Annotated in this window: 23 protein-coding genes; 8 read left to right on the top strand and 15 right to left on the bottom strand. The window is 57.1% G+C overall.

Annotated elements, in window-relative coordinates; translation table 11 throughout:
- Positions 1 to 17: 17 nt before the first annotated feature.
- On the top strand, positions 18 to 1706 hold the full coding sequence (hutU, locus tag HUU60_03425) for a urocanate hydratase (GenBank protein NUL81758.1): 1689 nt from the start codon (positions 18 to 20) through the stop codon (positions 1704 to 1706).
- Here hutU and HUU60_03420 read toward each other — a convergent pair.
- From HUU60_03420 to HUU60_03380, 9 genes are all read right to left on the bottom strand, one after another.
- Entirely contained in the window at positions 1703 to 3295 is a 1593-nt protein-coding gene (locus tag HUU60_03420; GenBank protein ID NUL81757.1) for a benzoylformate decarboxylase, read from the bottom strand. The genes hutU and HUU60_03420 overlap by 4 nt on opposite strands.
- Positions 3292 to 4251 (bottom strand): hydroxyacid dehydrogenase, encoded by a 960-nt coding sequence (locus tag HUU60_03415; protein NUL81756.1) that lies wholly within the window; start codon positions 4249 to 4251, stop codon positions 3292 to 3294. Before HUU60_03415 ends, HUU60_03420 begins: the two co-directional genes overlap by 4 nt.
- Positions 4248 to 5159 (bottom strand): R2-like ligand-binding oxidase, encoded by a 912-nt coding sequence (locus HUU60_03410; GenBank protein NUL81755.1) that lies wholly within the window; start codon positions 5157 to 5159, stop codon positions 4248 to 4250. Before HUU60_03410 ends, HUU60_03415 begins: the two co-directional genes overlap by 4 nt.
- Entirely contained in the window at positions 5156 to 7195 is a 2040-nt protein-coding gene (locus HUU60_03405; GenBank protein ID NUL81754.1) for a phenylalanine--tRNA ligase subunit beta, read from the bottom strand. Before HUU60_03405 ends, HUU60_03410 begins: the two co-directional genes overlap by 4 nt.
- Positions 7195 to 8226, bottom strand: coding sequence for a phenylalanine--tRNA ligase subunit alpha (gene pheS / locus HUU60_03400; GenBank protein NUL81753.1), 1032 nt, complete (start codon positions 8224 to 8226; stop codon positions 7195 to 7197). The genes HUU60_03405 and pheS overlap by 1 nt, the downstream gene beginning before the upstream one ends.
- Positions 8227 to 8229: 3 nt before the next feature.
- On the bottom strand, positions 8230 to 8577 hold the full coding sequence (rplT, locus tag HUU60_03395) for a 50S ribosomal protein L20 (protein NUL81752.1): 348 nt from the start codon (positions 8575 to 8577) through the stop codon (positions 8230 to 8232).
- Positions 8578 to 8605: 28 nt separating this feature from the next.
- Positions 8606 to 8806 carry a 50S ribosomal protein L35 gene (gene rpmI, locus HUU60_03390; GenBank protein ID NUL81751.1) on the bottom strand — a complete coding sequence of 67 codons (201 nt, stop codon included), beginning with the start codon at positions 8804 to 8806 and terminating at the stop codon, positions 8606 to 8608.
- Positions 8763 to 9365, bottom strand: a complete 603-nt coding sequence (locus HUU60_03385) for a translation initiation factor IF-3 (GenBank protein NUL81750.1) — start codon at positions 9363 to 9365, stop codon at positions 8763 to 8765. Before HUU60_03385 ends, rpmI begins: the two co-directional genes overlap by 44 nt.
- Before the next feature lie 87 nt (positions 9366 to 9452).
- Positions 9453 to 9977 (bottom strand): TlpA family protein disulfide reductase, encoded by a 525-nt coding sequence (locus HUU60_03380; GenBank protein ID NUL81749.1) that lies wholly within the window; start codon positions 9975 to 9977, stop codon positions 9453 to 9455.
- Between the two features lie 118 nt (positions 9978 to 10095).
- Here HUU60_03380 and HUU60_03375 point away from each other — a divergent pair, with 118 nt between their 5' ends.
- Positions 10096 to 11916 carry a hypothetical protein gene (locus tag HUU60_03375; GenBank protein NUL81748.1) on the top strand — a complete coding sequence of 607 codons (1821 nt, stop codon included), beginning with the start codon at positions 10096 to 10098 and terminating at the stop codon, positions 11914 to 11916.
- Positions 11917 to 11919: 3 nt separating this feature from the next.
- Here the strand turns inward: HUU60_03375 and HUU60_03370 are convergent, their stop codons facing one another.
- Positions 11920 to 13047 carry a M48 family metalloprotease gene (locus HUU60_03370; GenBank protein ID NUL81747.1) on the bottom strand — a complete coding sequence of 376 codons (1128 nt, stop codon included), beginning with the start codon at positions 13045 to 13047 and terminating at the stop codon, positions 11920 to 11922.
- Positions 13048 to 13116: 69 nt separating this feature from the next.
- On the opposite strand from HUU60_03370, the gene HUU60_03365 reads away from it, so the two are divergent.
- From HUU60_03365 to HUU60_03345, 5 genes are read left to right on the top strand one after another with little or no spacing between them, the layout of a single operon-like run.
- Positions 13117 to 16107 (top strand): hypothetical protein, encoded by a 2991-nt coding sequence (locus tag HUU60_03365; protein NUL81746.1) that lies wholly within the window; start codon positions 13117 to 13119, stop codon positions 16105 to 16107.
- Positions 16104 to 16727 (top strand): ABC transporter ATP-binding protein, encoded by a 624-nt coding sequence (locus tag HUU60_03360; protein NUL81745.1) that lies wholly within the window; start codon positions 16104 to 16106, stop codon positions 16725 to 16727. Before HUU60_03365 ends, HUU60_03360 begins: the two co-directional genes overlap by 4 nt.
- The gene (locus tag HUU60_03355; protein NUL81744.1) at positions 16678 to 17355 is read left to right on the top strand and encodes a heme exporter protein CcmB; all 678 of its coding nucleotides are present in this window, start codon (positions 16678 to 16680) and stop codon (positions 17353 to 17355) included. The genes HUU60_03360 and HUU60_03355 overlap by 50 nt, the downstream gene beginning before the upstream one ends.
- A gap of 1 nt (position 17356) precedes the next feature.
- Positions 17357 to 18121, top strand: coding sequence for a cytochrome c biogenesis protein CcsA (gene ccsA, locus HUU60_03350; protein NUL81743.1), 765 nt, complete (start codon positions 17357 to 17359; stop codon positions 18119 to 18121).
- Positions 18118 to 19023, top strand: coding sequence for a glycosyltransferase family 2 protein (locus HUU60_03345; GenBank protein ID NUL81742.1), 906 nt, complete (start codon positions 18118 to 18120; stop codon positions 19021 to 19023). The genes ccsA and HUU60_03345 overlap by 4 nt, the downstream gene beginning before the upstream one ends.
- Here HUU60_03345 and HUU60_03340 read toward each other — a convergent pair.
- Genes HUU60_03340 through HUU60_03325 form a run of 4 tightly spaced genes read right to left on the bottom strand, consistent with a single transcriptional unit; the run spans position 18928 to position 22236 of the window.
- Positions 18928 to 19917, bottom strand: coding sequence for a glycosyltransferase family 2 protein (locus HUU60_03340; protein ID NUL81741.1), 990 nt, complete (start codon positions 19915 to 19917; stop codon positions 18928 to 18930). The two genes, HUU60_03345 and HUU60_03340, sit on opposite strands and share 96 nt — an antisense overlap.
- Before the next feature lie 17 nt (positions 19918 to 19934).
- Positions 19935 to 20516, bottom strand: a complete 582-nt coding sequence (gene maf / locus HUU60_03335; GenBank protein NUL81740.1) for a septum formation protein Maf — start codon at positions 20514 to 20516, stop codon at positions 19935 to 19937.
- A gap of 1 nt (position 20517) precedes the next feature.
- Positions 20518 to 21096 (bottom strand): response regulator, encoded by a 579-nt coding sequence (locus HUU60_03330; GenBank protein NUL81739.1) that lies wholly within the window; start codon positions 21094 to 21096, stop codon positions 20518 to 20520.
- 60 nt (positions 21097 to 21156) lie between these two features.
- Positions 21157 to 22236: a Gfo/Idh/MocA family oxidoreductase gene (locus HUU60_03325; GenBank protein NUL81738.1), complete on the bottom strand. Its 1080-nt coding sequence runs from the start codon at positions 22234 to 22236 to the stop codon at positions 21157 to 21159.
- Between the two features lie 64 nt (positions 22237 to 22300).
- On the opposite strand from HUU60_03325, the gene HUU60_03320 reads away from it, so the two are divergent.
- Positions 22301 to 23158 carry a ParB/RepB/Spo0J family partition protein gene (locus HUU60_03320; protein NUL81737.1) on the top strand — a complete coding sequence of 286 codons (858 nt, stop codon included), beginning with the start codon at positions 22301 to 22303 and terminating at the stop codon, positions 23156 to 23158.
- Here HUU60_03320 and HUU60_03315 read toward each other — a convergent pair.
- Positions 23138 to 26128: a hypothetical protein gene (locus HUU60_03315; GenBank protein NUL81736.1), complete on the bottom strand. Its 2991-nt coding sequence runs from the start codon at positions 26126 to 26128 to the stop codon at positions 23138 to 23140. The genes HUU60_03320 and HUU60_03315 overlap by 21 nt on opposite strands.
- Positions 26129 to 26188 lie beyond the last annotated feature (60 nt).

The following is a 26188-nucleotide window of genomic DNA, read 5'->3' as shown; positions in this document are numbered from 1 at the left end:
AAGGGTATCCTATTCTTATGCCTGATGCCGTTATCGACCGCCTGCTTTCTTCCCATGGCCCTGTTCCGTTGTCCGCGCCCATTGGAACCCAGCTGAACTGCAAAGGTTGGATTCAGGAAGCCGCGCTCCGGATGCTCTTGAACAACCTCGACCCAGAAGTCGCCGAAAAACCGGACGACCTCATCGTCTACGGCGGCTTGGGCAAGGCGGCCCGCAATTGGGAATGCCTGCGCGCCATTGCACGCAGTTTGATGGAATTGAACGACGACGAGACTCTGCTTGTCCAATCGGGCAAGCCGGTTGGCATTCTTCCCTCTCATTCCAACGCTCCAAGGGTATTGATCGCCAACTCCAATCTCGTTCCGGCATGGGCGACTTGGGAAAAGTTCCGGGAGCTCGACCAACAGGGTCTCATGATGTACGGCCAGATGACCGCCGGAAGTTGGATATACATCGGTTCGCAAGGCATCCTGCAGGGCACTTACGAAACCTTTGGCGCGTTAGCCAAGCAAGAGTTTTCTGCCACTTTAAGGGGCAAACTGTGCGTTACAGCAGGATTAGGCGGCATGGGCGGCGCCCAACCCTTGGCGATCACTATGAACGAAGGCGTCGCGCTCTGCATCGAGGTCGATCCCAGCCGTATCCAGCGCAGAATCGAGACCCGCTATTGCGACGAGTGGACTTCAGACATTGACGAAGCGATCGCCATCGCGCGCCAGTCGTGCGAAGCCGGAGAACCCAAAAGTATCGCTCTATTGGGCAACGCAGCGGACGTTCTGCCAGAACTGTTGGCTCGAGGCGTCGTTCCAGACATCGTTACCGATCAAACCGCCGCACACGATCCGCTCAATGGCTATGTGCCTTCCGGTTACGATGTAGCACAAGCCGCCGAACTCCGAAGATCGAACCCAAAGAAGTACCTAGAGCTGGCGTCCCAATCGATCGCGACTCATGTTAAGGCAATGGTCGAGCTTAAAAAGCGAGGCTCCGTCGTCTTTGATTACGGCAACAACATTCGGCAGGAAGCCCTTAACGCTGGGTTCGCCCAGGCATTTTCCTTTCCTGGATTTGTGCCCGCCTATATTCGCCCGCTGTTCTGTGAAGGCAAAGGGCCGTTTCGATGGGCAGCGCTCTCGGGCGATCCCGCCGACATAGCCGCGCTCGACGACGCCGTATTGGAACTCTTCCCGAACGATGCAGGGCTTCAACGCTGGATTTGTGCTGCCAGAAAGCAAGTTGCCTTTCAAGGACTGCCTGCACGCATCTGCTGGCTTGGGTATGGCGACAGAGCAAAGATGGGCCTCAAGATGAACGAGATGGTCGCTCAAGGTCGCCTCAAGGCTCCGATCGTGATCGGGCGCGACCACCTCGATTGCGGCTCCGTTGCCTCGCCTAATCGCGAAACCGAGGGGATGAAGGACGGTAGCGACGCGGTTTCGGATTGGGTCTTTCTCAATGCGTTGATCAACGCCGTCAATGGCGCCAGTTGGGTCAGCGTGCATCATGGGGGCGGTGTCGGGATGGGTTACTCTCAGCACGCAGGCATGGTGATCGTCGCTGACGGTACCCCCGAAGCCTCCGCTCGAATCCAGCGAGTTCTGACCACGGATCCGGGCATGGGGGTTCTTCGACATGCCGATGCTCGCTACAACCAAGCGATAGAGACAGCGCGCGCAACTGGCGTCAAGATTCCGATGCTCGACTAGAACAGATTGGGTACGGTTGGATCGACCATAACATCCAACAGATACGGTCCGCCGTAAGCCAAACCCCGTTGTATGGCCGCTTCCAACCCTTCTGGATCGCTGACCCTGGCTGCCTCGACCCCCATGCTTTTTGCCAAGGCGACCAAATCTAACTGGGGTATCTCTAGTCCCGGCACCGTGCCTTCTGCGCCGGGATAAAACGCCTTGGTGAAGCTTTTGAGAATGGAGTAGCCGCTGTTGTTGATCGCGTAATAGAACACCCCAGCGCGCTGCTGGGCCGCCGTCCACAGGGCTTGAATTGAGTACATGCAAGAACCGTCGCCGATCGCGCAGACGACCGGGCGATCCGGCTCGGCCAACTTTGCGCCGATCGAAGCCGGCATGCCCCAGCCCAAGCCTCCGCTCGCCACTGTGAAATACTGCTTAGGCCCAACGCTCGCAATGTGCGATTTAAGCTGTAATGTCGATGAGATCGACTCGTCGAACACCGTTGCGCCGTCCGGCAGATTCTTGCTCAACGCATACATCGCGTAAGAAACGCCCATGGTCGGCTTGGCTCGCATCGCTTCCGACCGGAGTTTGGCTGTCTCGACCGCTTTGGAAGGCAGCGCCGGCTTCTTATCTTCCACCAGCGCAGCCAATTCGACCAACGATTGAACGGGATCGCCCATCAGAGTCTCGCTCGCTACGGTTTTGGTCGCTTCGGTCGGATCGTCCGTGATCTGAATGGCGCGGCATCCTGGCGGGATCAGTTTGCCGGGAAAGTATGGGTAGACCAAAAACACAGGACACCCGACCGCTAGAACCAGATCAAACTCCGCAAGGACCTGCAACAATCGAGGCGCCGCCGGAATCAGCGTGCCCCGATAGAGCGGATGATTGGTCGGGAATGCCATCCTTGATGCCAATGGCGCGCTAAACACCGCACAGCCCAACTTCTCGGCAAGCGCGATCGAAGCCTCCCACCCCTCTGGCTCGTCGCACTGCGCGCCTAACACAAGCGCAGGCTTTACAGCGCTGTTCAGCGCTTCGGCAACGCGATCCAATCCGTCCGCCGCGCTAGAAGCATGCTCCTGGCGCACTGTTGCCGGATCGCCTTGCATCGTCCAGTAGTTGACTGGAATGCTTACAAACGCGGGACCTTTTGGAGGCGTATTGGCTATTCGATAGGCCAGTTCGAGCGCAGGCGCTGTATCCGATGGGTTAAGAACTTCATACGCGTGCTTACAGACAGGTCGAGCCAAGCCGACCAGGTCGCCGCTCAAAAACGGTTCGTTTAGAATGTGCCTCGTGTCTTGTTGTCCAGTCGTTACCACCAAAGGCGACTTGTTTTTCAGCGCATTGAACATCGCTCCGATCGCATTGCCGACGCCGGGCGCAACGTGCAAGTTTAGGAAGGCTGGGCGACCCGTCATCTGGGCATACCCGTCCGCCATCGCGGTGGCCACGCTCTCCTGAAGCGCTAGAACATACTGTATCTCCTTCGGAAAGTCGACCAAGAACGAGAGTTCGGTAGAACCCGGATTGCCGAACACCCGATCGACCTTGCGCTCTTTCAGCCATTGAAAGACCGCTTCGCGAACCGTCAACGCGAGCCCTCGACCACAACGTCCGCTAGCGGCCGCCCGTCGATGAAGCGAAGCACGTTTTGAATGACTCCCTGAGCGATCCGCTGTTGCGCTTCCAGCGTTACGCCTGCGCCGTGCGGCGTCAGAATGACGTTAGGCAAGCCCACGAGCGGATGATCGGACGGCGGCGGTTCTGGATGAAAAACGTCGATGGCGGCTCCGCCGAGCCTATTTTGCAACGCCTTTGCCAGCGCGGCCTCGTCTATCAGTTCTGCTCTGGCCGTGTTGATCAGGCAAGCCCCAAACTTCATCTTGTCCAGAGCGTCGGCACCGATGATTTTCCGTGTCGCATCGTTCAAAGGCAGATGAAGCGAAACCACGTCGCTCTCCGACATCAGCGTGTCAAAATCGACGAAAGTGGCGCCGTATCGCTCCTCATCGTCGATCGGTTGGATGTCGTTGTAGAGCACAGTAACCTGAAACGGCTGCAACCGCAAAGCGACCTCTCGACCAATCCGACCCATCCCCAAAATGCCAAACGTCGTTCCAGCCATGTCGCGCGCCGACTTGATCCATATAGGCAGCGCCCACTCTCCCCTGTGCATAGCGGAGTTTGCGGGAGCAAGTCCCTTTATCAAAGCAAGCGCAGACATCACTACGTGCTCCGCTACGCTTACGGTGTTGGCGCCGGTAACGCAGGCGACGGTAATGCCCAGTTCCTTCGCAACGGCAATATCGACGTGATCGACTCCGACCCCTGCAACCTGAACCATGCGCAAAGACGGAGCGCTTCTCAGTAGGTCGCTCGAGATCGGGAAGAAGGCCGTCGATACAAGCACGTCAGCGGTGGTCGCCTCACGAAACAAGTCTTCCATCGTCGTAACGACGCTGATATCGTGGTTGGGGAACAGTTGACGGATCATGGCGGTCTGCACGGCCAACTGCTCGGATTGTGGCAAAGCCGTAACCATCTTCATGGCGAGTTCTCCTCTTCGTCTATCGATTGGTGCGCCAGTTGCATTGCGGCGTCCGCTCCCCGCCCCTTAGCTCGCAAAAGGCGATTGTACCGGCGCTCAAACTGATTCATGGCATACATCAAGAACTCCTGGTAATCCAATCCGAACGGCACGTCGGGCTGATAATGATCGAACACCTCCGTGATAACCCCCGCGGCCAACGGAAAGTAAGCCTGAAGCTTCGCTTCGATCTGCTCCCAAAGTTCAGGATGCTCGGCGACAAGGCGCGATAGCAGCAACACTCCATAGGCGATATGTCGAGCTTCATCCTGCATCATCAACTCCATACCGCGGCGCAGCCCGGGGAGTATCCCCAGCCGATCCGAAGTGGTGAAGATGGCATGATAGCCCGTTTCTGCCAAGACGCCTTCGACGATCATGTTGTAAATGACCGAAGCCTCGGCCTGAGCGCGCGGACTGGAATCGGTTCGAAGCCTTTGTAGCGCTGTCGGCAATGCCTCGCCAAAGATGGCTTCGTAGCTAGGCGTGGAATAGGCATGAAGATCGCCGCTCGCTTGGCAGACTTCGGTCAAATACCGACGCATGAACTCAACGTGCTTGGCTTCTTCCCACAAGAACGAAGCGAGATAGAGTTCCTCGTCAAGGCGACCCTCGGATGCGATGACCCCAATGAGCGGCAAGAGATCGACTGCGACGCTCTCTTCGCCGGCTTGAAAGAGCGCTACGAGCCTCAAAATGACATCCTGCTCACGTTCGTCAAACCGCGGCCACTCGACTCGATCTTGAGCCAGATCGATATCGCAAGGATTCCAGATGCCGAACCGTTTTGCCTTTTGAAACAGGCGCATGGCTGGAGACGACGGGTCAAGCCCGCCGGATGCAAGGCTCGCATACTGTCGGCCGCTCATGATCGGATTTGTGCGCCAAACCGCTGACCCAGCATCGAGACGATCCGTTCCATCGCGGCGTTCGCCTCTTCGTCGGTCAGGCTTCGTTCTGGACTGCGAAACGTTAGCGAAAAGGCCAGACTATGGGAGCCTTCCGGAATCCCTTTGCCCGCGTATCGATCGAACAGTTCGGCGCTTTCCAAGAGGTCGCCCGCGGCTTCGACTAACGCCTGCTCGATTTCGACGTAAGGGGCGCTTTCTTCGACCACAAATGCAACGTCCCTCAAGACAGGCGGGTACTTGGGCAACGATCTAAACTTTGCATGAAGATTGGCCGCACGGTGCAAAGCGTCGAAATCCAACTCTGCCATGTAGATCCGGCGTCGGAACTCCATAGCCCGTGCTAAATCGGGATGCAGTTCGCCCATCGTGCCTATAGCCTCTTCGCCCAACAGAATCGACGCCTGCCGACCGGGATGAAAACGTCTGTCTGGAGACTTGGCATACTCTGCCTTTGCTCCTATTCCGGCAAGCGCAGAGTCTATGGCGCCCTTCAAATCGAAGTAATCGATCTCGCGCGGCTTGCCTCTCCATGACACTGGCGCAACATCGCCGCTCATCAAGACCCCGACCTTCATTCGCTCGTCGTAACCGTCTCTCACAGTTCCTGTACGGCCGATCTCGAACAGCGCTGCGCTGACCGTGCCATGACGGATGTTGTGGCTCAATACGCCCGTCAACCCTGGAAGGAGCGAAGACCGAATAGCCGAGAGCTCTTCGCTTTGGGCATTGTGAAGTTCGATCTGATTCGGCTCCGATAGCGGCGAGGGTTTCTGCAAGGTGTGCGTTACAACCTCCTGCAATCCCGCAGAAACGAACAAGCCTCTGAGCCTTTCGGCAAACTGACCGACCTCGCTGTCTCTGCCCTGGGTCGCTGACCCCACGATCGGCGCTTCTGGAATGCGCTCGTATCCCACGATCCGTCCGATCTCTTCGACCAAATCTTCTTCTCGCGCCAAGTCTGGTCGAAATGTCGGTATCTGAACCTCAAAACGATCGGACTTCCAGGTCGGCGAGAGTTGCAATCGCTCCAACGCGCCTTCGGCCTCGTCTTTGTCAACCTCAAAGCCCAGAAGCAACGAGGCTCTGCTCAATCGCACAGACAAGGACCGAGCGCCGAGGTGCGCCGAGTTCGCATCCAGCAGGGGTATGGTCGCCTCTCCGCCTATGAGTTCAACCGTCCTGAGCAAGGCGGCCACCGTTAACGTCGGGTCGACAAACCGCTCGAATCGTTGCGAAGCTTCCGTAGAAAGATTCAAAGCCTTAGAGGTCTTACGAACCGAAGAGGCATCGAAATGCGCCGATTCTAACAAGATTTCGGTCGTCCCTGGTCCGACTTCCGTGTCGCCACCGCCCATTACGCCCGCGACTGCTATCGGACGCGATTCGTCGCAGATGGCAAGCATCGGCGGCGCCAATCGCCTCTCTACATCGTCCAAGGTTCTTATCCTCTCGCCCGACTGAGCCTGCCTGACTACGATGCGACCGCCTGGCAATTTGCTCAGATCAAAAGCATGGAGCGGTTGTCCCAATTCGAGCATGACATAGTTCGTAACATCGACTACCTTGGATATGGGCCTCATGCCCGCCGCGATCAAACGTCTCTGAATGAGCGAGTCCGATGCGCCGTTTCGGATTCCCGATACCGCCAATGCCGAGTATCGCGGGCAAAGTTTTGGATCGTCGATCTGAATGCTTGCCTTCTCGTTCGACGCAGTTGTCGCCTGAGCGCTGCTGCCAAACCCTGTTCGCGCGCGTTCGAACAACTCGGTCGTTCTGCATTCGCTCCCGAGAGATGCGGCCACCTCCCTTGCAATGCCATAGATGCTGAGGCAATCGCCGCGATTGGGGGTAACGTAGATCGCCAAAGTTTCGCCTTCTGGGAGTTCCAGCACGCGCTCTACTTCCAGCCCGACCATCGTCAGCCGCTCGGCCACTTTCGCGGTTGGCAAGTCAAACTCCACAAACTCCCGAAGCCAGTCGATAGGGACGCGCATTAGCCGCCCAAACTCCTAAACTGGTCTAAGAATCTCAGGTCGTTCTCAAGAAACAGCCTCAGATCGTCCACGCCGTACTGGAGCATGGGTATCCGCTCGATTCCGAGGCCAAAGGCAAACCCGGACCACTCTTCTGGGTCGATCCCGTACCGCTCCAAGATGTTCGGATGGATCAGTCCTGCGCCGCCCAACTCGATCCAGCCAGATTTCTTGCAAATCCCGCAGCCCTGTCCATCGCAGAAGAAACAGGACACGCTGTAATCGACGCCCGGCTCGACGAACGGGAAAAAGTCCGGCCTAAATCGCACTCGGACGCCGGGGCCGAACATTGCGCGAGCAAATTGACCCAGCGTGGCTTTTAGGTTCGCCATGCTGATTCCGCGATCGATCATGAAAGCGTCTACCTGATGAAAGGTGTGGTGATGCGTCGCATCGACCGCTTCGTATCGAAAACAGCGACCGATGATTGCGCATCGCATCGGTGGTTTTTTCGTCTCGAATGCCCTGCCCTGCACGGCCGTTGTCTGCGTTCTCAGAAGCCATCCGTCGGCCAGCAAGAAAGAGTTCTGTTCGTCCATCGCCGGATGATCGTCCGGATAATTGAGCGCGCCGAAATTGTACTCGTGCTTTTCGATCTCGGGGCTCTCCAGGAACTCAAAGCCCAAGCCGATCAGCGCCGCCTTGACCCGTGCGGCGGTAATCGTCAAGGGATGTCGCCCTGCGCTCCGATGCGCCGTCCCGGGGAAGGTAACGTCCACTCTGTCGCGCTCGATCGCCGTGGCCGTTTCTATTGCCAGCAACACGGCGCGTCGGTCTTCGATCAGCGATTCGACCTCTCGTCGAGCATCGTTCAACCGCTGGCCGAACGCAGGCCGCTGATCGGCCGACAGCATTGGAATCTCTTTTGTAAGAACGCTGAGCACGCCTTTCTTGCCTAAGTAGGCGTGCTCGATGGAAGTTAGGTCAGAGACAGTTGAGGCCGAAGCAATCTCGGCTTTGGCCGATTTCAGCGCTTCGCCGATAACGTCCATTCACTAAGCGCGCGCTTGCTGGACGAATTGCTCGAATGCTTGCGGATCGCGAGCGGCCAGATCGGCAAGCATTTTGCGGTCGATCGCCATGCCCTTCTCGGTCATCGAATGGATCAACTCGTTGTATTTGACGCCCATGCTTCGGCAACCTGCGCTGATGCGCTGAATCCAAAGACGGCGAAACTCGCGCTTCTTTGCGCGACGATCGCGATAGGCGTACATCAGGGACTTCATCACCTGCTCGTGCGCCTTTCTGTACAGTTTGCTCTTGCCGCTAAAGTAGCCCTCGGCCCTCTTTAGCAGTTTCTTATGTCGTCGTCGGGTAACAATCCCGCCTTTCACTCGTGGCATGTGCGTCCTCCGTCTAAATTCGGCGCTATTACTTTTTGCCGCCCATCAGGCGGTACATTCGCTTCAATTCGCCTTTGAATACTTCGCCCTCGCGGGCCAGTCTGCGCTTGCGGCTCCCGCTTTTGTGCAAAAACAGGTGGCTGTCATAGGCATGGCGCCGCATCAATTTGCCGGTCGAAGTTTTCTTAAACCGCTTGGCCGCCGACTTGTTCGTTTTCAGCTTCGGCATCGTTCTCCTTACCTCCCGTCGAGGCCGCCTTCTCGGCGGGTTTGGTCGCGCCCTTTTTGGGCGCCATGATCATGATCAGCGTGCGTCCCTCGGCCACAGCAGGCTTTTCAACCGCGCCGTACTCTTCCGTCAGTTTGACGATCTTCTCGAGCACCTGATGGCCGCGTTCGGGCCGCGTAATCTCTCGACTTCGAAAAATGAGAGTGAATTTTACCTTATCGCCATCCTGAAAAAACTCGATCGCCCGACGAACTTTTACCGCAATGTCGTGGTCGTCGATGTTCGGTCGGATGCGAATGGCCTTCAGTTCGGCCTGTTTGTGCTTTTTGCGCGACTCCCGCTCTTGCTTTTCTGTCTCGTACTTGAACTTACCAAAATCCAAAATACGGCAGACCGGCGGGTTCGAAGTAGGAGACACCATGACGAGATCTAACCCCTTTTCCCGGGCGATCATGAGAGCCTTGCGAGAGGGCATGATGCCTAACTGATTGCCCTCATCGTCGATAACGCGCACTTCGCGAGCGGTTATGCGCTCGTTGATGCGAAATTGCCTATCTATTGCCACGACGCCTCGATTGCAGTAGCCTCCAAATCCGCGCTATTATATCGAAGGAGGGCCGCTATTGTCAAGAGCGGCCCTCGAACGTTATTCCGCAAGCAGATCTCCAATCACCTTGTTGAACTTCGCAACGTCGTCCTTGCTAAAGCCCGTATGGGCAAAGCGGATAATGCCCTTCTTGTCCACAATATACATGGTCGGAAAAGCCTCGACCTTGAACTTCGACATCATCTCTTTGTCAACGCGCTCGCTGGGCATGGGCACGACCGGATAGGTCATCTTCCACTCCTTAGCAAACTGTTTGACCTCGTTCGGAGCGCCCGAATCGAGCGCAACGCCAATGATGTCTACGCCTTGTTTGGCATACTTGTTGTGCAGATCCTGAAGATGGGGGATAGCCGCCTTGCAAGGACCGCACCAAGTCGCCCAAAAGTCGACCAAGGCTACTCGACCGGTCTTGCCGATCTTGACCTCTTTGCCGTTGATGTCCGTGAGCGCGGCTGCGGGCATCTTCTGCCCCTTGGCCAACTCGGCGCTGCCGGACGAAAAGAATAAACCAGCGACCAGAACCAACGCTCCGGTCAGTACTCCAACCTTGATTGCTTTGTGCATCGTGCGCCTCCCGCGTGTAGGGTTACTTAGATTATGGCATATCTTTCGGGTTTTGAGGGGGCCTTCCTCAAGAACTTGGTGTACAATTCCTAACGAGACCAAGGCAATAGGAGGCCCTATGAGCAACCGGATTCTGATCTCCGTCCTTTGCTTTGCGGCGATCGCTGTCGCCGCGGCGCAACCAGGAAGCGCAACTCCGAAACAATTACCGAAACTGCCCGAATTCGCCCAGTGCGAGCTCGTTCGGCTTGAATTGCCCGATCGCGTGGAAGCCGAAATCGACCTTGTGGTTCGATTTGCCGACATGGATCGAGCGCTCCTCGTACGTCCCTATACAATGCGCTCGGACGACTTCCGACTTCTCGTCCAAGGCGCCGACGGAAAACTTGTGGACCATCCTGCGCCTGCGCCGCGTACCTTTAGAGGTACAGCGCGAGACTACCCAGATTCTCTCGTCGCTGGCAACTTGATCGACGGTCGGCTGAACGCGCAAATCCGAATCGGTAGCGATACAACCTACTGGATTCAGCCCCTTATCGACTTTGACCCGACCGCAGACCCAAAGATGCACGTCGTCTATCAAGGTTGCGACGTGCGAAAGACCGAAAACTATCGCTGCGGCGCGGACGACATCGATCAGCCCGACCATCGAGCCTGGCTCAAGCAACTTGCAAATTTCGAGGCCAATATTCAGTTGACAGGCGACATGATTTGCGATGTTGCCATAGACGCCGATTTCGAGTTCTATGGGCGAAACGGCAATAGCGTTCCCAACACGGTGAACGATATCGAACTGGTTATGAATAATGTGGAGACCATCTATGAGAACACCGTTGACATCTCATACGAAGTTACCACCATTATCGTTCGAACCGGCGAACCTGATCCTTATACAAGCACCAACTCAAGCACCCTGCTTGGAGAATTCCGATCCCACTGGAACACGAACCTTCCATTCGTGAGGCGAGACATCGCGCACCTATTTACAGGCAAGGATATCGATAGCAACATTATCGGCATCGCTTACCTAAGCACGATCTGTGCAAGCACGTCTCAAGGCAGCGGTTATGGCGTTTCCGAGTCGCGCTACACGACCAACATGACCAGTCGAACGTGTCTGACCGCCCATGAATTGGGCCACAACTGGAGCGCCAGCCACTGCAACGGCGACGCCGATTGCTACATCATGTGCAGCGGACTGGGCGGTTGCGCAGGCAACTGCACCACGTTTGGAACGAGATCGCGCAACAGCATTACAACCTTCCGAAACTCGAGAACCTGTCTGACTGTCGAACCCGCGCCGATCCCGCTTCCTTTCTTTGACTCGTTCCCCACTAGTTCCTTTGATGCTAACAAGTGGGTCTATGTCCAGGGCCCGACTATCGCCACCGCGAGCGATTTTCGAGAGCCATGGCGAGTACGCTTGGACAACTCCTTCACACCGAACAATGCCTTGAGAAACGACGACCTCAGGACGCACTTCATCCTCATGGGCGGCGCGCCCTCTAACACCGAAGCCAGTTTCTTGGCGCAGTCTCAAGGTTGCGAGCCGGGAGACGCCCTCATTGTCGACTATTGGGCGAACAACTTGCGTTGGGTCAACATAGCGACCATTGAGCCATGGACGACGGGCGATTCTGTCAGGCGCTACCGTTTCACCTTCCCGACCGCCGGTCGGCATAACGAGTTTAGACTTCGCTTTGGCGTAAACGTCAATGAAACGAACGACATCTGGTACATCGATAACGTCCGGGTAGGACCTCCCATGCCAGGCGACATCACCAACGACGGCTGTATCGATGACACAGACTTGTCGATCTTGCTGGATCAGTTCGGCATGACTGGCGACCGGCTGCTCGGCGACATCAACCAGAACGGAGTGGTAGACGATACGGACCTAGCGACGGTGTTGGCCGGTTTTGGCCAAGGCTGTCCCTAAGAGCTAAGATCGACGAACGGCATCGGCCCACAGAAGCCTTCGGATCGCCTCGCGGGCGGCGCGCGCCAGATTCTCGGCCGCGTCGCCCGCCGCTTTCGCATCCGCCTCGGATACCTCGATCAATGGTTCGCCGCGCATAAACACGGAGCGGCCATCCGTCCCCATCTGAATCTCATAAAGCTCCAGACCGTCGTCGAGCGCGGCGTTGAGCCGAAGGGCTATCTTCTCGGCCTTATCCTTCTCTGCCGTCGTAAAGATGCTGATGGTCTCGAGCCGCACCTCAAATCGGTCGGGCGCGAGCTCTTTGGCGATGATCCTCAATCCCGGGCTGACCTCTCGTCGCTTGACTGGCAAATTGTGTTTTGCTAAGTGCCCGAGCACGCTCTTGACGCGATCTCGGGTCGGCGGATGCGTCCTAAAAACACCCCAATCTAACTGGGGCCGCTTGCGCTCCTCAGCCTGTAAACGCTCCAAGAAGGTCAGTAGCCCGACCGGATTGTAATCGGAACGACGCAGGTATTCGATCGCCGTCATGTCCGCGTCGATCTCGGCTTCTTGACCAAAACTGTTGATCTTGGCCACCCGATACAACGCCGCGCCCTGATACAAATTGATCGTATCCTCTGTGGGAAGTTTGCCGATCAGCGCGCCGATCAGCACAGGCAGCATGACTTGGCGGTTAACCTTGTTGTCTTCTGCGATCAGCTTCATCACATGGTAATGCGCCGCATGGGCGATCTCGTGCGCTAGTACCCCCGCAAGCTCGTGATCTGACTGAACAAAGTCCAACAGGCTCTTGTGCACGTAGATGAAACCGCCCGGAATCGAGAAGGCGTTAACGTCCTTTTCGTCCAGTATTTTGAACTTGTATTCGAATTGAGACCCGCGCTCCTCGCCCCAGTGCGCCTCTACGGGAGTCTTGCGCGCAATCTCCGCCAGCGCTTGGCCGATCCTGCTCACCCGCTCGTTCATCGCCGGATCGCTCACAATCTTGAACTGCTTCTCGATCTCGGCGGCGGCGGACGTGCCGAACTCGATCGCCTCCTTCATCTTAGGATCGACCGGAGGCGGATCTTGACACGCAAGCGCGGCCTGCAAGACAATCGCCAATAGAATCAAGGTTCGTTTCATGCGGGTTCTGCCTTATTATACGCTTGACGACGTAGTAGGGTTCGCACAGCCTTAGGTATCATCAGGGGGATGCGTTCCGTTCTTGCCCTGCTTCTCTTCCTTTTATTCCACTATTCGCCCGCCCAGATGGCCAAGATTTCATCCAGCGTCAAGGCCGGTAGCGAAGCTGGCGCAATGTCGCTCAACGCGCGCACGCGATTTCAAAATGGGGAGCGAATAGTCCCTGCCAACGCACAAATGACCGTCAACTTCCGCGCTCTCAGCGGTATGAAATGTCGGATCAGTCTCACGTCTGCAGGCGCTGGAACGGCAAGGATTTCATCTGGCGGCAAACTGATTCTATCGCGAGCGCTTACGGGCAAAGCCGACACGCGCGCAATCGAATTCTCGCTTCCAACATCGCCGCCGACGCAAACGGTCAGCCTTAATCTTTCTGCCGGGCGGGGACAAAGGATGGTCTTCTACTCGGCATCGTTTAGCGCAGAAGACGTCGATCTGGACAACAGCGGCTATGGCGATGCGATCGAAAGGCTAGTCGGCGGGCCGGGCAGCCAGGTGCGCGTAAAACCGCCGGCATCTCCCCGTTCCACATTCCAAACGGGGGCGCCTTACGAGCCGAAGTTAGACCTCTTCACAGACGCCGTGCTCGTCTATTCAAGCGATGCCAACCGGATAAAGGGATGGGCCGACCGAGGCTATCGCGTTCAAACCATGGGCGGATTTCGAGACTACCAACCGTATGCCGAGGCCAATCCGCAAAACGTACAGAGACGCGCAGACGGCTCCGCTATCAGCATTGCCAATAGCTTCTACTTGGCGCCGACCGAAGACCGCCTTCAAACGCAGTTAGATTACTATCGAAAGGCGATCCAAGCAGGCTCCACCGCGATCGCGCCCGAAGAGCCCGAGTATTGGGCCGACGCCGGTTACGAAGAGGCCTTCAAGTCGCTCTGGCGCGACCAGTTCGGCGCCGACCCGCCGCTTCCCCATTCATCTCCTTCCGCCCGTTGGCAGACGGATCGGTTCAAAGCGAAACTGATGGCGGATATGACCCATTCGATCTTGAAGCCATTCTCAAATGCGCGCCGCATGATTGCCGTTCACAGCCCCATCAACTATCCTTTTTGGCGGATTGCCTTTGCTCATCATCAAACCCTGCTCAATCCTCTCGTGCAAGACGCGATCGGTCAGGTCTGGAGCGACACCGTGCGCACCGAAATCGATCTGGGCCGATACCCCGAAGAACCGTTCTTGCTATCGTACGCCGAATACGCATCGCTCGCAGGCCTGACGCGAGGCACGGGCAAGAACCTTTGGTTTCTGATGGACCCGCTCTCCGACGCTCCAACCTTAGCGATCGAAGATTGCCGACGCCTCTATGCGACCACGCTGGTAGCGTCACTATTCTTTACTGAAGCCCAACAATTCGAAGTTCTCCCCTGGCCCGAGCGAATCTTTGGCCGCGTCCCAACCGACTATGCTACGACGGTTCTCAGCGGGATTCGGGCATTGGAGTCGGCGGCCCGTTCGAATGCAACTCTCGATGCCGGCACGAACGGGGTCGCCGCGTTCTTCTCCGACACCATGGCCTATCAGCGCGGAGAACCGTCTATCAGTCGCTTTGAAGGCTTCCTTGCCAAAACATTTCCCCTGATCGAGCGCGGTATCCCCGTACAGATGCTATCAATGGAGCGCATGACCGAGCCTAACTATGCCGCGCGCGCAAGGGTGGGCCTGATAAGCTTTGACTACATGAAGCCCGACGAACCGCACGTCCGAGCGTTGGCCGACTGGGTCAAGCGCGGCAACGTGCTGGTGCTGCTCGGTGGGACGGACCCGTACAACGACATGCCTGAATCGTGGTGGCGGCAGCAAGGTCGCCAAACGCCTTCCGAAGCGCTCTTCGCAATGCTTGGCATCGAGGCCAAACTTCGACAAACGTATATTGATCCAATTGCCGAGTCCACATGGATCGAGTTAGGCAGGCACGGCCCGGCGCCAACCCAAGACAATGCTCGTCGTTGGGTGTGGTTCGACCTTGCGGAGCAGGCTCGTCAAGGCAAGAGCGTCTACTTAAGATTGAACGACCCCTATCCATCGGACGGCTTCGGCCCCCATATCCGCCAAGTCCGACTCGAACTGGACGGTCGAGTGGGAGCCGCCTTCTTTACCGGCAGCCAGATCGAAGAAATCTTCCTATATGCCGACCAAGGCAGCAAGACCAACCGCGATGGCCGATTCGCCGATGGCAACCGATCCTTCACCTACCGCTTCAACCTGCCTAAGGCCGACCGAGCGCAAATCGGCTTCGAAATCGCGCAACAGTGGGAAGTCTCGCTTTCTGAGCAGCCGCCCTTCCCCGAACGTGCTGTCCGCGCCCTTAAACCCGACTTGCAAGGCCTGAAATTACGGAACGACGAACCCATGACCTTCGCCGATGCGCCCAACTACGAGCGACTGTTCGAATCGGACGAAGGCGTGCTGGGGTTTGTCGCCCCGGCCGGCCAAGGCGCCATCGTCTTTGTCGGCATTGCGCCGGATGCCTTCGGTCGGTATCCCAAGTCGGACGACGCCTTGAGGTCGATCGTCAAGTTCGCTTGCCAGCGCGCCAATCTTCGCTACATCGAACGCCCTCGCTACATCGCCAAGCGCGGAGAGTGGCATGCCATCTATGCCACAACCGCCCCAACCGCCTTAAAAGGACTATTTGTCGACGCGCTCGATCCAAACCTCGCCGTGATGAAAGATCCAACCATCCCTATCAAGACGCCTAAGCTCCTGCTTCACGTCTCCAACTCCCTTTCCAAGCCGGCGCTGTTGCATTCAACCGGAAAAGCGACCCTTGTGCAAGAGACGGCCAGCCGTAGCGGCTACTATCTACGCGGCCCCCTGGGCGTACCGGGCGCGGCCCGCATCGCCCTCGGCAAGGGCGCCAAAATCGAGATGTTTGATGCTACGGGCAATCCTGCACAGTTCAATATCCGACAAGAAAACGGGACGGCGCTCGTCCGTTGGGACATGAGACCCGAAGGCTGCGTCTTGATCGTAACCGCTCAATGATGGACCGCAACGTCTTGGTCGAGTGCGCCGACTTGGGCAAACGATACGGCCCAAGATGGCTCTTTAGAGGTCTTGAACTGCAGATCCACAGCGGCGAATCGCTAGTGATCGTCGGTGAAAACGGTTCCGGCAAAAGTACGCTGCTCAAGATACTGGCAGGCGTTGTCGAACCCAGCGAAGGCCGAACTAGTTTCCTGCTAAATGGCGACAAAGCCCAATCGCGACGCTCGCTCATTGGATGGTCGGCCGTCGAACAGTCGCTGTACGCTACCCTCACGGTCGAAGAACATCTCCGCTTCATAGCCGACGTTCGCGGCGTCCAACTTGCGAGAGGACACTTCGATCGATTTGGCCTCAACGCCAGAGAGCGCCAACTAGCCCGCGAACTCTCTACCGGCCTTCGCCAGCGACTGCGCCTGGCTATGGCTGCATTGGGCGATCCGCCGATCCTGCTGCTGGACGAACCTGGTTCGAACTTGGACGAAAAGGGCAAGGCGATCCTCGCCGACTTACTGGACGATCGAAAGGGCATAACGGTCATTGCGACCAACGACGAACGGGAGAAGACTTTTGGAAACCGGCTCCTCTGCCTGGGCGAAAGAAGCGAAAGCCGTGTTTAGGAAAGAGGTCGTAGCCGAACTTCGCTTTCGGCACGGCCTTACTTCCTCTATCATGATGGCGCTGCTGACAGTGGTCGCGATCGCATTCGCCACCTACGGTCAACCGCTTGCTGCAGGACACCATGCGGGGCTCATCTGGGTAGCCCTGCTTTTCGGATCGTTTGCAGCCCTGGGCAGAGGTTTTATTCAAGAAGAAGAGACCGGTACCGCCGATTTCTTGCGCTCAATAGTCTCTGGGGCGGGCGCGTTCTGGGGCAAATGGTTTTACCATGCCCTGCTCTTTGCGGTGATCGCGTCTGTCTCGTTGCCCGTCTACTATCTTCTGTTGGTCCCAGTCGTTGCCTCGCCTATGGCTCTCGTTGCGGTCTTCCTTGTCGGGGGCGCCAGCCTGGTCAGCGCTTTAACCTTTTGCGGCGCGCTCGTTGCGCGCTCCTCTGCCAAGGGTATGTTGCTTGCAGTCGCTGCGTTTCCTATTCTTCTGCCTTGGACGATCATGGCCATTGCTGCGACCAAAGCGGCGCTCTTGGGCGACAATTCTTGGACGGCGATTCAGGGACTGATCGGCTACTCGCTTGCTCAGTGCGGCGCCGCCTCGTTGCTATTGGATAGAATATGGAGCGAGAAGTAGCATGATACGACTTGGAGACGCAGTCATCGGCATTGGATTTGTAGCGCTGGTCTTTCTCGCGTTGCTTTGGGTGCCGCCTGCTCAGTTCTTTACCCAGCCAGAAAGCGCAAGGATTATCGTCTATCACGTTCCTGCCGCCATCCTTTGCGTTGTCGCGTTTCTTATGGGCGGATACTTCGCGTTTCGGTATTTGACCACCAAAGAATGGACGCACGACATCCGATCTTGTGCCGCAAACGAAGTCGGGCTGCTCTTCTGCATACTCGCTACGGCTACCGGCATGATCTTTGCCAAGCAGCAATGGGGCGCCTACTGGAGCTGGGATCCGCGCCAAACCACGATCCTCATCCAAATGTTGATCTATATCGGCTACTTTGCTCTGCGGAGCAGCATCGAGGACGATCGCCAGCGAGCGGCCTACTCGGCAGGCTATGGTCTTTTCGCCGCCATCTCCGTGCCCTTTCTCATCTTCGTGCTGCCCCGCATTATGTCTGACAGCCTGCATCCGTCCAACACGCTGATGGATCGAAGCGCCCTCTCGATCGAATACAAAACGACCCTCTACTTGGCCTTTGCGCTTTACTTTGTAACGGTCATGATTCTCTATCGTCGCCGAGTCGACGTCGGCATTCTGGAGGCAAAAGCAAATGAACTGGCAAGTCGCAATGATCGCGGTTCCACTGATAATCTGGGCTGGAGTGTGGGCATACCTGCTGATGCTGAACGCCAAGCTCCGAGCAGTCCAGAAGATGATCGAGGAGGCTGAGCGACACCGTTCCTAACTCGCCGCGCCTCTCCATAATCGTAATCCTGTACAACAGCGAAAGGCACGTCGCCGACTGCCTGCGCTCTGTCGACGTTGAAGCCCAACTCATTGTGGTCGACAACGCCTCGCAAGACAAGAGCGCAGAGATCGTTCGGACACAGTTTCCTGAAGTCCTCTTCTTTCAAAACCAGGCAAATCTCGGTTTGTCCAAGGCGGTCAACCAGGCTCTAGAGCGCGCCGTCGCGCCCTACGCGCTTCTGCTCAATCCAGATTGCACGGCAAAGCCCGGAGCAATCGGTAAACTTCTCGCCTTCATGGACGCGCATCCAGAGGCCGCCGGTTGCGGTCCCAAACTGCTCTTCCCGGACGGTCGGGTGCAGCCATCGTGCGCCCGAGCGCTAACCCTATGGGCCATCTTTTGCGAGCAGTTCCTGTTAGAGAAGATCGGCAACTTTGGCGGATACTGGCGCAAGGGAACGGAACTCGATTCGACCTTTCAGACCGAACAACTGATGGGAGCCGCTCTGCTGATGCGCCGAGACAAAAACGGCCACTTCTTACGAATGGACGAAAGCTACTTCCTATACTGCGAAGACACCGATCTGTGCGACCGTCTATGGAAAGAAGTCGGGCCGCTCTACTATGTTCACGACGCCGTCTTCGTCCACGCGCTGGGCGGAAGCGGCGAGGGCGACCGCGGCGCCATGATCGCGCATTACAACCGAGGCAAAACGCTGTTTATCGGGCAGCGTTACGGTCCGGCCGCCGCCGCGCTCTGCCGTCTCCTAAACCTTTGCGGCGCATCGCTACGCCTGTTGGTCTGGAGCCTTCTCGCCGTCGCGACTCTTGGTCGATTCCGCAACCAAGTTCGCATCTTTTGGCGGGCTCTTAGGTTGAGCTAGCCTCGGTGCAACCTTTCTCAATAGGGCGTCTCTCCAGTTCGCAAGGATAAAGATCGTCGCCCTCAAAGACAATCCGAGCGGCGCGAGCGCTCTCAGCCAAAAGGGCGTCTCGTTGACCAAGTGCTTCTTATAATACTTGTACATGCTTGCATGGAACGCGATCAGCATCTTGTTGACCGCGCGGTCCGTGCTGGCGCCGATCACATGGGTCAAGCTGGCCAAGGGGCAGTACAGAACCTTCCAGCCGCTCTCCCATGCTCGTTTGCAAATGTCCACATCCTCGCAATACATAAAGAAACGTTCGTCAAACCCTCCATGCGCCTTCAGCCAGTCCGAACGAATCAGCATCGCCGCCCCGCTCACCCAATCCACTTCGCGAGGAGACGAGTGGTCCCAATCCGTCATCAGATAGTCTCGCGTGTACCGATTGTTGGGAAAGAAGCGTCCCAAAGGCGTGTTTCTGAACATCGCCGCAACGGGATTAGGAAAAGTGCGACACGAATATTGCAGATCGCCCAAAGGCGAAAGATGCTTGGGCCCGATGATCGCAGCCTCCGGATGCTCCTCGGCAAATTGCACCAAAGTCTCCAATGCGCCGTCGTGCAGCACGGTGTCGGGGTTCAAGACAAACACGAATTCGCCGTTCGCCGCCTCGATCGCCTTGTTGTGCCCAGCTCCAAAACCAAGGTTCTCTGCGTTGACAATGAGCCGAGCCCAGGGAAAGTCGCGCCGCACCCTCTCCGCGTTCCCTTCGCTCGACGCATTGTCCACAACGATCGTCTCGACCTCGAAACTCGTCTGCTGGAGCCGAATCGTCTCCAAACACTTCGCCAGATGCTCCGGCGCGTTCCAACTGACGATTGAGATTGTGAGTTTGGGCGACGAAAGACTCATAGAGGCAACACAATACCCTAAGGAACAGGAACCAACGAAGGATGAGCGCCGTGCGAGCCGAGGAGGTCGTACGCTTTGGAAATGGGCAGGCCGACTACGTTAAAGTAGCACCCATCGATTCTCTCGACTAGCAGCGCGCCGAAATCTTGAATGCCGTACGCCCCTGCTTTGTCCATAGGCTCGCCCGACGCCACGTATCGCTCGATTAGTTCTGCGTCGAGCGACCGAAACCACACTCTTGTCGTCGCGGCAAGGCTGTCGCTGCCCTTCTGAGACCAAACGCAAACCCCGGTCGTTACGCGATGCTCTCTGCCGCTTAATAGCCGCAGCATTCGTGCGGCATCCGGCGCATCGACCGGCTTGTCCAGATAGTCGCCTTCTATCTCGACCACCGTATCGGCCGCAAGCACGACCCCGCCGCAGGCCTCAAACGCAGACCGAGCCTTTGCCTCGGCGCAGCGGATGGCCGCTTCTTGGGCAGGCGCGAGCGACAGAAAGGGCTTCTCGTCCACGTCCTGAGGCGCGACCTCGAACTGATAGCCCGCTCGGGCCAGAAGTTCCTTCCGGCGAGGAGAGTTCGAGGCTAGTAGCAGGCGCACGCTACAAGATGTCGGCCGCCATGATCACGCTCTGGGCGACTTCCTTCATCGTTTTGTTTTGATTGCGCGCCATAAAGTGAATGCGCCTAAACGCCTCTGCCTCGCTGATGTTCTGCCGTTCCATCAAGATTCCCTTTGCGCGCTCGATCAACTTTCGGGTTTCCAGCGCCTCTTTCAGGTCGGAAACTTCGCGGTCTTTCGAACGGAACTCGCCAAACCGTTTGATGGCGACCTCGATGGCCGGCCCGAGCTCCTGCTTCCGAAAAGGCTTCAAGAGATAGCCAAAGGCTCCGAGTTCGACCGCCTGTTCGACAAGCTCCTCCTCGGCATGGCCTGTCAAGAAGAGCAAAGCGGTCGGTCTTGACTCCATGATCGATTTGGCGGCTTCGATTCCCGTCATTTCGGGCATCTGGATGTCCAGAATGACCAGGTCCGGCTCCTTCTCGACCGTAACCTGAACGGCCTCAGCGCCGGTAGTGGCTTCTCCTACGACTATGTGGTTGAGTTGCTTGAGCTGTTCAACGAGCAGTTCGCGCGTCAATTGCTCATCCTCTGCGACAACAACGCGTACAGTGCCCATATTTCTAACCTCTCGCATGTGCATCCATAAGGCGCGCAAGGGGCGCCTAACTGAGCGAGGTCAGCGTCGGCCAAACGCAGCGAGCGCGGCCTCCCGCTTTCCAAGACTGGTGTAACATGAAGAGGTCGATGCAACAGGCAGCTCTACAATGCTGCCTGCAAAAGCCGACTCGTAAATGGCGGTCGCCAACTCCAATGACTTCCGCCCTTCATAGCCATCCACAGCGGGTTTCAGGTCCCTCGAAATGGCGTTTACAAAATCGGCGATTTGGGCCACATGGCCGCTTAACCCAGCGTCCTCTACCTTCTTCAGCACGTCGATAATCTGACCAAGTTGCTCGTCGCTACGGGAATGGGGTCGGAACGGAAACAGCTGCAGGCTGGCATGGTTCCCAAGCGCCATCAGCCGATTCTGGTCGCTCTCCAGTTCGGCTGCGGTCGTTGCGATAAAGGATCCGCGGAAGTTCTCCCATTGGAGCGTCGCCCGGCACCAATCTTCAACTTCGATGTCGTGGGCGACAACGGCCGCGCACGCCTCCACAGATTTGGGCATTCCAAGCAGCCACTGCATCAGGTCCAGGTGATGCGAGGCTTGATTGATCACGGCGCCTCCGCCCTCCGTGTTCCAAGACCCGCGCCACGATACGCTGTAGTACGAGGGCTTTCTCCACCAAAGGCAAGCCGCCTCGCAATAGAACATTTTGCCGAGCGAGCCGCTGTCGATCAGCGCTTTGGCTCGTCGAGCATCGTGCTCCATTCTAAGCTGATAAACAACAGCGAGTTTCTTGTTGTTGCGCTCGCTGGCTGCGATCATCGCGTCGGCTTCTTCAAGACTGATCGCCATCGGCTTTTCGACCAAGACGTGTTTGCCTGCGTTCAGCGCGTCCACGCTATGCTTGCAGTGCAGATGGTGAGGCGTGCAGATGCTCACAGCGTGAACGTCCTCGCGAGAGATCAGCTCTTGATAGTCCGTCGTCCACTGATCAAACTGGTACCGTTCCTTGAATGCTCTCGCGGTATCGGCGTCCGTATCGGCCACCGCCACAAGCCGCGTTTTCTGTCCCAAGTATTGGTAGGCTTTAGCATGGGCGCCCGATACTCCGCCGGCGCCAATGATCCCTATCCCAAGTTGATCAGTCATCGTTCGGTCGATTCTACCCCAAACAAAGCCCCGGGTAAACTAGTCTGTAGGAGAAAACCCGCACATGGAAGTCCAGACCATACCCGTTGACAAAATCATCGAAGATCCCGATCAGCCGAGACAAGAATACGACGAACAACTCCTTTTGGGGCTGGCAGACAGCATTCGCCGCCACGGCCTGCTGAATCCGATAACCGTCCGCCCTCTGCACAGCGTCGACATGTTCCAGATAGTAACCGGCGAACGCCGCTGGCGCGCGGCCCAATCGGCCGGGCTGACACAGATCCCCTGCATTGTCAAAGAGATCGATCCTGCCGAGATCGCCGCTGAACAACTGATAGAGAATCTTCAAAGAGAAGATCTGTCGCCGCTCGAGAAAGCACGAGGATTGGCCGCCCTAAAAACCAGCCAAGGCCTGGCTACGACGGATATTGCCAACATGCTCGGGCTCAGCGAACGCAGCGTGCGGAATGCGCTCAGCATCTTGGAACTTCCAGAGGAAATCTCAGAACAGGTGATCAGTTCGCAAGGCAGGCCTGCGTCGGGAGCCTTGACCGAGTCGCATGCAAGAAGTTTGAGAGACCTGAACGAAACGCCTGAATTGCAGCGCGGACTGGCAAACAAGATTCGCAAGGAGGGGCTCACCTCTGCACAAGCCGAAAGCCTTGTGCGCAGCATGACCCAGTCGCCCGAACTCGCACAAGAGCTCCTTGCCGAGCCTATAGGCAAGGCCGCAGTTCGACCAGCCATCACCGGCCCGGCGGTACACATTCAGAGCTTCGCCCGATACTTGGACCTTTTGGAAGTCGATTCCCTCCATCCCGGGCACTTGGCCTCGCTCAAATCGGCTCTCTCCGAACTCTCCGAGATCATCGCCAACAAACGAGAAGAGATCGATAGCCTATCGAGCGACCCGCTCTAGCAAGATCGCTTTTAGGATGGGCTTGATCTTGCCGCCATGCCGCTCGTAAGTCGCTCGCAGGCGCAGATAGGTCTCCCTCTCATCCGTCTGCCAGCGCATGAGCCGTCCGTTCATAAAAAGAAAGTGGACGTTGATCATAGCGCGCGCAAAGCGCTCCGACTCGACCGCCTGCGCGGCAAATGCTTCCATTCCCCGCCCCTTAAATGGATACGACGCAACGGCTCCTCTATCCGTATCGTCGATCGCTTTGCCATCTGCCTGCTCTGCGTATGTGCCGTCGTCTTTCCATCGCAATCGCTGGTAGGCCAGCGGCGTCAACACCTTGTGGCAAGAGTAGCAGGACGATTTCGGATCGGTCGTACCGGCTGCCGTCGCCGTTTGCCTTGCTTCCACAATCTCGGGAGGCACCTCGAACGAGTAATCTAGAAACTTCTCGGCTACGATCGCCGCATAATTAAAGTGCGGCAGCCCTGGCTTGCCGTTCATAAACCCCTTCATCGTCAGCAACCCGGTCTTGCCGTGCTGAGCGGGCCGCTCCCTCTTTTCTCCATTTGTCCCCACCGTATAGTCTGCAGTCAGCAACTCTGCGACAGCCCGTCCATTATTCAGCACATAGCGCCACAAACGAACCGGCTCCTCGTCTTCGTCGCTGCCCCTCGATTCCAAGTAAAGCCTGACGCGCCGTATAAAGAACCGATCGAACTCGTCCGAAGCCAAGTAGGCGTCTATCAACTGAGCAAAGCTTTCCCCTCGATCCAACCGGGCGACCTCTTGGTCCGTTGGCGGCCTGCCTGCCAAGTCTTGAGCGATCCATACCAGTCGCAATCGCTTGATCGTCGCTGAATCCTTCACCGCGTCTAAGCTGGGCGGACGAGAAAGCAGAAAATCCGGATGCCGCATCAGGGCTTGAGCAAGCGCCTCCCACGCAGCCTGTTTGGGCGACAATTTGGGCGCTACAAATTCGATCGTGCTACTGGCCGACGCCTTCAAGGCAACCTTTGGACCGCCAATCTGTTTCCAAGCGAGCGCAATGGGCGAAGCCTGCACATTTCGCGCTTCCGCTTGGATGACTGCTTTCTGGCCAACTTGAACCCGCAAGGGACGCGCTATGCGGAGGATCGGCGTTGAAAACGCTGCCGAAATGGTAACCGGAACCCGCGTCTCGCTAAATTGCTTGCCGGGATAGACGACTTGTACTCGATAGAGCGCGTCTTGGCTCCATCCAGAACGACCCACCGGAGAGTAGCGCAGTGTTAATTCGCCCTTTCGCTTGTTCTCGTCGCTCAATAGCTTCGGACCGACTGTGTTGTAAGCCTCGAACGACTTGTGCTTGAACTCGGCCCAATCCTCATGCCCCTTGGCTTCTGTGCTGCGAACGAGGATCGGTTCGCCTCTGTCAGGCACGAATCGCACGGCGTCTGCCGAAACCTCCTTCCGCGTGTTCGCATTGCTGATCGTAACGCCATGCCCGGCATCGGTAAACCGAAACTTCGCGTTCGGTTGCCAATGCGGCCTTGCATCGTCCGATTGATCGACCAGCCAAGCCCCAACGCCTGTCTCTTCCAAACGTTTTTCCTGAATCTGGCGCCTGCTATGGTTGGCCACCTCGACCACTGTTCGCTTCGACATGTACCGATCGCCAAACACCTTGTAAACGAGCGCGATCTCATACTCCCCGTCCTGATCCACTGCGAGCGGAAACACAATCGAGTTCGCGCCCTTGCTTTCGTCGTTGTCGTGATAGCCGTCGCCGTCTCGCTTCCAGGCGCCTTCCGCCCTGACCGACCGATCGTTGGCCTTGATCCGCTTCGCCCCCCCTCCAACAGGCGCCGTCTCGATTCCAAAAACGCTGACCACGCCTTCCGTCTCGGCATTGTCGATTCTCACGGACTGTCTTACATCGCCTTTCTTAAGCAAAAACGTTCCCTGAAGCTTCTTGACGACGACGCCCTTGCCCTCCGATTGATCGATCTCTTCCTGATACACGGCCAGCTCCGAATTGAGTAGGGTCATAGAAACGGTCGCCGATGCTTTCATGCCGTCTCGATCGGTTGCGACGACCTCGAACGCAATCTCCGACTCCTCCGCCATCAAACGACTTTCGTTCGCATAGACCGACTGAACCAACTTGAACGACGACGTCTCCTCTGCAACGGACGGATCGCGGAACAAGAGACGCCGGTACAGATGCCGGATTGCCGCTTTGTACTGCGCATCGACCGATTTCAACTTGCGCGGATCCGCGAGTTCCAACGATAGGCCTTGAAACGGCCCGGCAGCATTGAGATAGGCCCGAGAAACCACATCCTTCGCCAGCCGATCGACGCCGGTCAGATATTGTGCGGTAATGCGGTTCGATTCAGAAAAACTCTTGTGAAAATCGGCGCCCCCGAAGAGCGCTGCGCTCTCTGCCCAACGGTCCTTCCCGTCTCGAACCCAATCGTCGCCAAAAAGCGCCAAGATCTTCTGCTTTAGTTGATAGTAAGTGAGCGCGGGCGTCTCGCCTGGATCGGGCTTGGCGCCGACATAGGGAATCCGCGCAGACAATGGCGGTTCCCTTTTGAGATCAATTCCCGAACTGCTGATCGCCTCCATCACTTCGGCAGAGAATGCGACTATTCGATCGATCGCGCCCTGCTCGCAACGCTCTAACGGCGGCGGCGGCATAACCCGATCGTTCTCTTGCTCGGTCAATCGGACAGCCAGGCTCATTGGCTGCGCGGCGTCAAAGTAGCCCTCGTCTACCAGATGATAAAAGGCATCCCTCGGCGCCTTGGGCAGTTCGAGAGGGCCTCCTTTACCCGATGTGTGGCAGGCGACGCATCCGTTCGAGTTCAGGATCGGCCATATCTGGGACTCAAACCGTTTTTCCAATGCAAGCAACGGCGCGGGAATTTTGTCGTTCGAAGCAACGTAGGCACAAATGAGCAAGCCGACGGACAAGCCGAACGAAGCCGCGAACGCCTTCATATCCATAATATACACGAGTCAGGCAGGATGCGCCGAACCCAAAGGAGAAAATAGAGCCAA

This window comes from Armatimonadota bacterium (genome assembly GCA_013359125.1).
Lineage (GTDB): Bacteria > Armatimonadota > Fimbriimonadia > Fimbriimonadales > GBS-DC > JABWCR01.
Note: the sequence above shows the minus strand (reverse complement) of the source record. Positions and strands in the feature narration are given on the sequence as shown.